General features: G+C 41.6%; 5 protein-coding genes and 1 pseudogene. All 6 read left to right on the plus strand.

The window, feature by feature from the left end:
* Positions 1-4620, plus strand: a 4620-nt coding sequence (locus JQ843_RS02515; RefSeq protein WP_203212809.1) for a ZmpA/ZmpB/ZmpC family metallo-endopeptidase, incomplete at its 5' end; no start/stop codon positions are given.
* A 199-nt stretch (positions 4621-4819) separates the two neighbouring features.
* A complete protein-coding gene (locus JQ843_RS02520) occupies positions 4820-6151 on the plus strand; it encodes a glycosyltransferase (RefSeq protein ID WP_203212810.1) in 1332 nt (443 codons plus the stop codon).
* 1 nt (position 6152) lies between these two features.
* Positions 6153-7508 carry a sodium:solute symporter family transporter gene (locus JQ843_RS02525; RefSeq protein ID WP_203212811.1) on the plus strand — a complete coding sequence of 452 codons (1356 nt, stop codon included), beginning with the start codon at positions 6153-6155 and terminating at the stop codon, positions 7506-7508.
* Positions 7492-8196, plus strand: coding sequence for an acylneuraminate cytidylyltransferase family protein (locus tag JQ843_RS02530; RefSeq protein WP_203212812.1), 705 nt, complete (start codon positions 7492-7494; stop codon positions 8194-8196). The genes JQ843_RS02525 and JQ843_RS02530 overlap by 17 nt, the downstream gene beginning before the upstream one ends.
* Positions 8193-9071 (plus strand): glycosyltransferase family 52, encoded by an 879-nt coding sequence (locus tag JQ843_RS02535; RefSeq protein WP_203212813.1) that lies wholly within the window; start codon positions 8193-8195, stop codon positions 9069-9071. Before JQ843_RS02530 ends, JQ843_RS02535 begins: the two co-directional genes overlap by 4 nt.
* 235 nt (positions 9072-9306) lie before the next feature.
* Positions 9307-11383 (plus strand): annotated as a pseudogene (locus JQ843_RS02540) (MucBP domain-containing protein); the annotation flags it as partial.

Here is an 11383-nt window from a genome sequence, read left to right on the forward strand (position 1 = left end):
CAACCGTCTTATACAGAACCCGTTAGCACCCAAGGTACACAAGAGCCCGGCCATGAAGGCGAATCCCTTGTTCAATCAGAACTACCAGTTTACACAGGTCCTCAGGAGGGAGCTCCAGTTGAGCCAACAGTGCCAGAGTCTACAGAAGTTGTTAGCAGTAAGGGCACGCAAGAGCCCGGCCATGAGGGTGAAGCCTTAGTTCAACCCGTTCAGCCATCTTACACAGCCCCAATTAGTACCCAAGGTACGCAAGAGCCCGGTCACGAGGGCGAGGCTGCTGTAGCAGAGGCTCTTCCTGAACTGCCTTTGACAAGTAATCATCGTACAGTAACAGAAACCATTCCTCATGAAACTGAAGAAATTGAAGATGCGACTATCTTAAAAAATCACCGAGAAATTGCTCAGGAAGGAAAAGACGGTTTACGAACAATCGAGTATGAAGATTATCTCGTAGATGGTAAGGTAGAAGCTAGCAAGGAAATCTCACGTACAGAAGTAGAACCAACCAAAGAGATTGTCAAGGTTGGTAGTCTTGTTAAAACCAAACCAATAGTTGAAATTACTAATCTGGTTAAAGATGAGAGCAAAAAAGCAGTAGCAGTCAACTATCACCTGGATGACCCAACGTCTGCTCTTGTTAAGGCCAAGGCCCAAATTTACCAAAATGGAACATTGGTCAAAGAGGTGGACTTGAAAAATCCATCAGATCAACAAACGATTGATGGATTGGACTACTATACGTCATACAATCTTAAGACTTACCTGACCTATAATCTAGGACAATCTGATCAGGAAAGTACAGAAGTATCAACGAAAGATTTTCAGTTAGACTATAAAAAAATTGAAATCAAAGATGTGGATGAAGTGGGGCTCTATGGTAAGGAAGATGGTCACTACCGTCGTTATCTGAACTTATCAGAAGTACCAAGTGATTTGTCACCTTATTTTGTCAAAGTCAAATCAGACAAGATGAAGGAAATGCTGTTACCAGTTAGCTCTATTAAGGAAACAGATGATGGGAAATACAAGGTAACCGTTGCCTTCAATGAACTGGTTCAAGAAGAAGGTTCAACATATAAGGATAACTATAGCTTCACAATTGATAAGCAAAAGCTTGCCAAGGACGGTGTTTATACTTCCTTCAAGAAACTAATTGCTGCCATGCAAGGTAATCTCGCTGGAACCTTTAAACTTGGAGCTGATATGACAGCTGATGAAGTGGTCTTAGCTAAGGGGCAAAGTAGCTATGTGACAGGCACTTTCACTGGTAATCTTATCGGTGCGAGTGACGGACAGCCGTTTGCGATTTATGACCTTAAGACAGCCTTGTTTGATAACTTGACCAAGGCTACTGTGAAAGATATTGACCTTAAAGCAGTAGCGATTAAGAGTCAAGAAGACACAGCCAGCCTAGCAAAAGTGGCTACTAATAGTCAGATTAGTAATGTAGCTGTAGAAGGTCAATTATCAGGTAGTAAGTCAGTGGCAGGTTTGGTAGCGAAGGCTCAAGATACAGAGATAAGCAATAGTTCCTTTACAGGTAGCATTCAGGCCAAGCATACGGATACTTCTCCTTACTATGTGGGAGGTATAGCAGGGCTCCTATCTGGTAATAAGGCTAAGATTGATAAGGTAGCCGTTGATGCAAATATTTCTAGTAATGCCCGCAACAATGACCAATTTGCTGGAGGTATTGTAGGGAAAGTTCAAAGTGGTGCTTTGGTTTCTCATGCATTAGCAAGTGGAACCATCCTCAATACGACAACCTATCCACGTGTCGGAGGTATAGCAGGTTCTACATGGCAAAATGGCCGTATCCATCATGTCGTTAGCATGGTCAATACTGGAGATGGCTATGCCATCACAGGAGACCAGTACAGGGGAGCGGACATCAAAGATGCCAGCACTGCAGTAGAGAATAAGAAGGCAGATCTCTATGCGACCTCAATTACCCAAGACCAGGCCAAAGAAAAGGCCCAGTCATATGGGATGACAGTGACACTAAACGATACAGGTCAAACACTAAAGGACAATCAACGAAATGTGGACTATACTCAGTTAAGCCAAGGTCAAGCTAGTCGAAAAGTTGCTTATCACAATATCGAGAAATTGATGCCTTTCTATAATAAAGAGCTAGTGGTTCACTATGGAAATCAAGTTGATCCTACTGATAAGCTTTATACTACAGAACTGTTGGATGTCGTACCAATGAAGGACAATGACATCATCACAGATATTCAGGCCAATAAAGTAGCAATCAATAAGCTTATGTTGCATTTTGCTGATAATACAATCAGTTATCTAGATGTCACCTACAAAGAAGACTTCAAAAATACACAAATTGCAGAGTACAGCGTAGCAGGTAAACCCTTTATCTTTACGCCAGAGGCCTTTCTATCTGACTATACAAAAGTGACCAATCAGGTCCTAGCAGATTTGCAAGGGGTTGAATATGACTCAGAAGCCATGAGAAAAGTCCTTGGCATTGAGGCAGATGCTTCACTTGATCCACTATATTTGGATAAAGAATTTGAAAAAGTTAAGGCCAATATCGGTGAACATCTCCGTAAAGTGCTAGCCATGGACAAGTCTATCAATACGATGGGAGATAGTGTAGCAACCTACATCAGCGAGAAAATCAAGAACAACAAGGAAGCTTTCTTGCTTGGTTTGACCTACCTCAATCGCTGGTACAATATCAACTATGATCACATCAATACCAAGGACCTCAATACCTATAAGTTTGACTTTGATGGCAATAGCACAGCTTCAACCTTGGATACTATCATTGCACTAGGTCAGAGTGGTATGGAAAATCTCAAGGCATCAAATAATCCAAGTGCCTATGAAACAACCCTGGCCGCTGCAAAAGGTCGCAAGACAGTGACTGATTTACTAGAGTCTTACAGAAAACTCTTCCTACCAACCAAAACCAATAATGAATGGTTGAAGACAAATACCAAGGCCTATATCGTAGAGAGTAAATCAGCGATTCCAGAAGTGCGTGCCAAACAAGAGTCAGCAACACCAGATAGTAACTATACGCTGGGAGTCTATGACCGTATTACGGCACCAAGTTGGAAATTAAAAAATATGCTCCTACCGTTATTAACATTGCCAGAAGAAGATGTTTATGTGATTTCAAACCTTTCTACTTTGGCCTTTGGTGGCTACGAACGCTACCGTGACCGTGTTAATAATACAGTCTTGTTAGGAGAGGAATTGCGTCAGTATGTCCGTGTTAAGGTCGACCAGTCGGCTGAATGGCAACGAGACCACTACGATATCTGGTATCATCTCCTTTCACCAGAATACAAAGAAAAACTCTTCCGTTCAGTCATGGTTTCAGATGGATTTGGTATGAAAGATAGCAATAGTAATTATTACTGGGCTACCCTGTCTGATAAGGCCATTGATTCTATCTACAACTTCTTTGGACCAACTGGTAAGTGGTATGGGGAAAGTAAAGGAGCTGGAGCCTATGCCAATGGTTCTGAGGTTCACTATGTCAGCGACCGCTTGTTAGATCAGTACGGAACATCTGTCTATACCCATGAAATGGTTCATAATTCTGACGGACATATTTACTTTGAAGGAAAAGGTCGTCGCGAAGGATTGGGGGCAGAGTTATATGCCCTAGGATTGTTACAATCTGCTGACAACCTAGATAAGGATGCTATTGTCTTGAATACTCTCTATAAAGGGGATAAGGATTCACCAACTCGCTTGCATACTTATGATCCGACAAGCCGCTTCACATCAGCCGCAGCCTTGCAAGAGTATGTGCACGGTATGTACGATGTCTTGTACACCTTGGATGCTATGGAAGCCAATGCCATTTTAACTAAGTCAAATGATGTTAAGAAAAAATGGTTTAGAAAAATAGAGAATTTCTACATTGAGGACAAGTATCATAAACAAACTCATGCTGGAAACTCTGTTCGTCCATTGACAGATGCTGAAGTAAGTAAACTAACCAGTCTGGATGCCTTGATTGACAATGATATCATCAACCGTCGGGCTTACCGTGATAAGAGCGACTATACTCGTAATGGTTATCATCTGATCAGCATGTTCTCACCGATTTATGCTGCCCTCAGTAATCCAAAGGGTGCGCCTGGTGACATCATGTTTAGAAAGACAGCCTACGAATTGTTGGCAGAAAAAGGTTATCAAGATGGGTTCTTACCATATGTATCCAACCAATATGCAGAAGAAGCTAAACGAAACGGGGACATTACCTATTCAGATTGGCACGGAAAAGATGTGGGACTCATCACTGATAGTCTCGTCTTGAAAAATGTCTTTGCCAACCAATATGGTTCATGGGCTGATTTCAAGAAGGATATGTTTAATAAACGTATTCGCAAGCAAGACCAGTTGAAACCAATCACTATTCAGTATGAACTTGGTGTACCAAACAGCAGCAAGGAGATTACAATTCGTTCAGCTGCTCAAATGCAAGAACTCATCGATCAAGCAGTGGCAAAAGATGTGGCTAACATTGACCGTACGACAAGCCACGCTCCTGCAAGTTGGGTCCACTTATTAAAACAAAAAATCTACAATGCCTACCTACGTAGCACAGATGATTTCAGAGAATCGATTTATAAACAATAAGAAAACTCCCCCACGCTATCCTGTCTAATCCAGTCTATCTTGCAGATGGTCAGTCTTTGTGATAGAATAGCATAAAGTCCTTTTGAGGGGGAACTTGCTAGGAAATCCCCAAGCATTGTAACGGATGAACCACCCTCGCTTTTTTGTGAGGGTGGTTTTTCCTTTGTAAGCAGAAAATAAGAGAGAAAGAGTCTACATCATGTCGAGAATTGTCAGCATTCATCCAGCCAAGGAAATCCATCGCTATGGTTTTGAGAGTACCCAGGTCTATCGAGCTCGTATAGCACGACATCTGGGTTTGGAATATGTTCACCTTGTATCGAGCCCTCAGCTTCGTCCTGACTGGAAGAAAGACTTGGTTAAGTTAGGATTTTTAGAAAAGGAATTGCTCTGTGTTCCGCATAGTTTTTCAGATATAGGCCATGCAGACTTATCAGTGAAGCCAGAAAGTTTAACGCTAGCAGATGGAGATCAGGTTGAACTCAATGAGGATGGTTTTGTGGCCTCAGTTACCCTAGGAGATGGCTCGGGGAGATATTACTATACCAAGGGGCCCTTCTTGTTTGAAGATTTCAAGGAGAAGGAACTTCGTTGGTATCATGAAAATGGAGAACTGGCCCTGGAAGGACGCTTTATCAATCCCTTTAAAGAACCCTCTCCTGTAACCATCTTTTATCCAGAGTATATCTACCGCATAGGAGGAGAAATCCGTTCTGAAGAGGACTTGCTGGTTAAGTTCTTAGCCAAGTGGGCCCAGCAAACCGATCTCTTCATCCGTGACCAACAAATCGTTCCCAAACCCAGCCTCTGGCGTTATATGGAAAATACGGACAAAAATTACTATGAAGTTGTCCATGAAAATATCATGCGAGATTTACGTCTCGCCAATCTGCGCAAGACAAATAAATATCTAGTTGCCAGTGAAGTGTTGACTGATACTTTGGCGAAACAAGGGTATGATACCAAGTTTTTACCTCCAATGTTTACAGAAAAATTAGGTCAGCTAAGAAAAATCGGACCTGTTTTGGACTATTGCCTAGTGGGTCATATGGGAGAAGGCAAGAACGTTGAACTTGTCATTGAAGCCTTTATCGAACTCTACAAACGTGGCTTCAAGGCCCAGATTACCTTTTATGGTGGTTCAGAGGAACGTCTAGCAGAATTACAGAATCAATATGATCTTCCGCCAACCATTCACTTTAAAGGTATCGTTAACGAAGTGCCTTATCATCTGCACCAATGCTATTTGTCTGCAAGTTACACAGAGTTATTTGCCAATGCCTGTGTTGAAGCCTTGAGCCAAGGTTTGTTAGCCTTATTATCAGATGTGGAGATTGCCCATCGTTTCTATGCTGGTCAGTCCAATGCCATCAACTTATTTAAAACTAAATCAGAGTTGATTCAAAAGATAGAAGAGATGGAACAGCCTGATTTTTATCTATTAAATGAAAAAAATCTAGCCTTAGCTTCTCGCTATTCTCTGGAAAAAGTAGCTCAAAGCTACCGAGAGCTATTAGATAGGAACTTCTAGGATGTTGGGAATTCTAGTTACCCTATTGCTCTATTTCTGCTTGATTTCTTGGATTGCCTATCGGAAAAAAGGGAGCGAAGAGGACTATTATCAGATTAAGAAAGCTGTTCCTGTGACAGTTTTGGCCTTCTCAGTCTTTGCGACTTTGCTCAGTCCCATTTCCTTTCTGACTCTGGTGGGGAATGCCTATACAGGCAGGTCCTATCTCTGGTTTGCCCAATGTGGTATCTTTCTAGCCATTCCACTAGCTCATCGCTACTTTCTGCCCCTCTATCAAAAGGGCAACTATGAGACAGCCTATCATCTTTTAGAAGACAAGTTTCAATCGGCTGGCATTCGTTCACTGACCTCAGGTCTTTTTATCCTCTACCAGTTGGGGCGAATAGCAGTGGTGACCTACTTGTTGTCTCAGGCCTTAGCGCCCTTTATTCCTATCAATCAGCTGGTCTTGTCAGGTTTACTCCTTCTTTTGACGGTCTATTATCTGGCAAGGGGTGGTCTCTTGGTTGTGCTGTGGACGGACTTCTTTCAGGGCTTGGTCCTACTGGTTATATTGGCCCTCTTTCTACCAAGGATTGCCCAATCAGGCCTCGTCATGAATAGCAGTCAGCAACTATCTCGCTTCGTAGAGACGCTGGATGGTCAAACGATTTTTATCTTAGTTGCAGGAGCAGGTTTTAGTAGCTTGTTTTCCTACGTTTCCTCGCAGGATATCGTCCAACGTTTTAATAGCAAAATGGGGCGTCAGAAGATTGGAAAAATCTTATGGTTACAGGGACTTTTGTCCTTTGGAATTGCTAGTTTACTGTATCTGATTGGCTGCTTGATTCGTCAGGAAAATTTTGCTACCACATCGACCAATCCTGTTCTCATTGCTTACGCTCGGGAAGGTCTGGCACCTTGGTTTGGTAGTTTCATCATGCTGGCTCTCTTGGCAGCAGGCCAATCCACAGTTTCATCCAGTATGAATGCGATCGTGACCTGCTTGAAGTTGGATTTTGCTTGGTCAAAGATTCGCTGGTCGCCAAGTATTCTATCCTTTGTCTTAGCAGGTCTGTCCTGGCTCCTCTGCCTCTTGCTCATGAATGCAGAAATCTACTCCATCTACGAATGGATTAACGGCTTTATGGGCTTGACACTAGGTGTGATTGGCGGTTTGTACCTCTTGGTCTTACTCCTCAAAAGACCGAGTTTACAGTTAGCCAAAATCTATCTGGTCTTTAGTCTAGGAGCCTTGGTTCTCTATCATTACAGTGGCCTTTTTGTCAACCCCAATCCCTGGTTAAATAGCATCATTACTACTTTATCTGCTCTTTTTATCTCATTTCTAGGAAGACTATATGAAAGCAACATCTAAACCCATAGCCGTCATTTTGATTCGTTCGGGTTCACGCGGCTTAGTGGATAAAAATATCAAACCGCTTGCAGGCAAACCTTTGGTTTTCTATACTATCGAAGTCGCTCTAGCCTCCAAGTTATTTAGTGACATCTGGGTCTCCTCAGACTCACTCGACTATCTAGAACTCTGTCGTCAAGCCTATCCAGAGATTTGTTGTGTCCATAGACCAAAAGAGTTGGCCCTATCCACAACCTCTAGTTTAGAAACCTTACGCGACTTTTTACAGCCCTTTGAGGAAGAGCAGGTCTTTGTGAATCTACAGGTGACTTCACCTCTTAGAGAGGTAGAGCACCTCATCGAATCCTATCAGCTCTACTGTCAGTCTGGTGCCGACCATTTGATTTCCTGTGTTAAGGCGGACAAGAGTCGTAGTCTTTTCTTGCAGCTAGGGGAGTCAGCTTTTATCCGTCCACCTCAAGTTTCCAAGCACTATGCTCGGCAGAAAGAGCCTGTCTATTACTATCCTAACGGTAGTATCTGGATTTCTCGCAAGGACCTTTACCTACGAGATGAGACCTTTTACACGGATAAGACAGTAGCCTATGAAATGCCCAAACTCTATTCTTATGATATCGACGATGCCTTGGACTTTGAAGTCGTTGAGACCTTGTTGAAACATCACCACCTAGGAGAATCAAAGAGATGAAACACCTCATCATTGCCACAACGCCCTTACAGGCTAAAATAGCTCAGCATATCAAGAGCCTCTATCCTGATCAGGACTTTGTTAGCCTTTATGTCAGTCCTGTCAAAAATGTCCGACAGGAGCATTATGCCAAGGATTTTGACCATGTTCACTATCCTCAGACGGCAGAGGACTTGGCTCAGATTTGTCAGGAGCTGGCTGGCGACTATGACACCATTTTTTATGCTAGTTTTGATAATAGCTTGATTCTGGACTTGGTTGCTAGTTCAAACTACCGGCACCTCATGAGTTTCGATGATGGCTATGCGGATATTTATCCCTTGGGTATGTATGCTTGGCCTCTTCAGCCCAGTCAGGTGGGCTCTTTAGGCTTGACCAGAGATGACTTGATTGAGCGAACGGAAAAGCACTATACCCTCTATCGCAGTGACTACCATGTCGTGGCTAGAGAAAAGCTGGTTTATCTGGAGCATTTTTTTGACCTGTCCCAAGCACCCGTTTCAAATGGCAAGACGGTCAAGGTTTTGCTGGGACAAAAGTTCTCTGAAGAGGACGACCAGATCTCCATCCGCTTTATCAGCACTTATGCCAAGGCCTTGGCAATTGACCTCTATCTACCCCATCCCAAGGAAACCTTCACTATCCCTGATGTGACCTACTTGGAGACGGAGTTGATCTTTGAAGATGTTCTAGCCCAACTCTTTCAAGAATACGAGTTCGTTCATGTCTATCATTTTACCTCATCCGTCAGCCTGCACCTTAAAGACCTGCCCCATGTGACCATCACAGGTATTTCTCTCCCCTACTATGAGGACCGTCAAAAAGAATTGCGACGATTAGGTTGTCAGTTTGAAATAGTTTCACTTGGCTGGTAGTATAAATGTATATTTTTAAATATGTAAATCCATACATCTGTATGGATTTTTTATATATAAATATAGCGAAAAACTATAGTTTGAATGATCAAAAAGTATTGAGATTATTTGTATAGGGGGTTTTAAAGTGTTAAAATAGAAGTGTCGGGTTTTCAGGTTTATCAATTGTTATGGCTATAATAATATAATAATCTTTGAAAATCATACAAAAAAATAAAGATAAAGGATGCTAAGGATGTTTATAAATAAAAAGGAAAAATTTTCCATCCGTAAGTTTAAAGACGGTCGTTCAGACTCAGTCAAAATCGGTACAGTTGCTCTGATTGTTGGTGCAGCCCTTGCAATGGCAGCTGGAACGCAGACCGTTGAAGCGGCAATGACAGAAAACAGCGATAACACAACAACGATTTCAAATGATAAGGGTTCAGTAGTTGTAGAAACAGCTAATATTGAGGATCCAAATAATGGTAAGAACTTTGATACTAATCCAACTGAAAGTGATACAAAAACAATCACTAAAACTGGAAAAGTAGATTACAAATATGTAACTGCTGAAGGAAATACTGTATTAGAAGAAAACAAAAACCAAAACTCTGGTGCTGATAAAACTATCGAAACAACATATGATGTATACGGTAAATCAGGAGAAGTTTTCAAAGGAACTACAGGTGGGGATGCAGAAGATAGCGACTTAAACGACGCTAAAGAAAATGGTAAGAAAGAAACTATCGAAAAAGATGGGAAAACTTACCACCTAATCGGAGAACCTAAGGTTGAAACTACTGGAGATGGTGGAGGAGTATACTCTGATACAACTCTAGGTGATGTTACTGCAAAATTGACTCCAGAAGGATTAAGTAATGCAGAAGGTAAAATCACTTATGACACTGTGAAAGCTGGTGGAAAAGCCTGGATTGTTGAACAAACAGGAAAAGGAACATATGGTAAATATGTGCAAGCTGATTCAGGTGCAATCACTTCTGACGATAAAATGATTGAAGCCTTCAAGTCTGGTGAAGCGGCAGCAAAAGACTTCAATTCAGCGAATGTAACTGCTGATGGTGGAATCAAAGAAGGAGACTACGTTTTCGTTCTTGAGAAAAATACTTATGTAACAGTTAACTCTGGGGATGTTACTTTATCAGCTTATATACCTTTATCGCCTAAGGACAATGTAGCTGATGACCTTTCGGATTCGGGACAGGGGGATGGTGCAAGTCTAGATAGAACATATGCAATGGTTCAAAAATTTAAAGCTGCGCCAGATACTTTAACAGGAGAAAGGAACAAAACTACTGTAAAAGGGTATCTTGCTTATCTTCAAGAAAAAGGATTAGAAGATAACATTCTTAATTTTAAACGATATTTTGCTGTGGGGCTAGACGCAAAAACTGGTGTTAAAGGCGCTATAGCAGTTGATAATGGAGACCAAGTTGATGCTAAAAGAAGACCGACATCGGATGTAACTGCGGATTATTCAGAGGTTTATGAATCTGGAACAAGTGCTATAAGTGGTGGTGATTTTACTCTTAACCTTAGTGGTCCTCAAGCGGAATATGAAACTTACACTTACCGCGATGAAATCACTCCACTTCGTGCCTACCGTTTAGCAAGTGGTACTACAACAATCACTTACACTTATGCCGAAGAAAAAACTCGTGAAGTCGAGAAAAAAGGTTCTGTAGTCGTTAACTACCAAACAGCAGACGGAGTAGAATTGAAAGCTCCTTACACTGATACTCCTGAAACAGTAGCTGAAGTAGTAACTGAGCATTACTATGTAAATGCTGATGGGCAAGAAGTAGTTGTAGAAGATAAGACTGTTAGAACTCCTAAAAACGTAGCCTACAACACTAAAGAAAACGAAACTGAAAAACCTCAAAAACTTACAGATGCACAAGGAAATGTTTACTACCTAAACGAAGCAAACACAAAAACATCTGTAAATGATACAGAAACAACATCACCAGCTGAAGAAGGTACAGTAGTAGAAGGTGTTACAAAAGTAACTTACATCTATGAAAAAGCTGGATCAGTAATCGTTAACTACAAAACTGAAGATGGAACTCCACTTACAGGAATAGTAGTTGGAGATGAAAGCAAAACTGTAGCTTCAGGTACGAAAGATGTTGATAACGGTAAACCAGGTACAGAGTACAACACTGCAGATAACGGAATGAAACCAGAACGTATTAAAACTGCGGAAGGAAAAGTTTACCAACTGGTTCCAGAATCAACTGAAGGTGAACCAGAAGGTGAAGTAGAATCAGGTGTAACTAAAGAAGTAACATACGTTTATAAAGAAGTTAAAG

It is taken from the genome of Streptococcus mitis (assembly GCF_905187495.1).
Taxonomy (GTDB): domain Bacteria; phylum Bacillota; class Bacilli; order Lactobacillales; family Streptococcaceae; genus Streptococcus; species Streptococcus mitis_CU.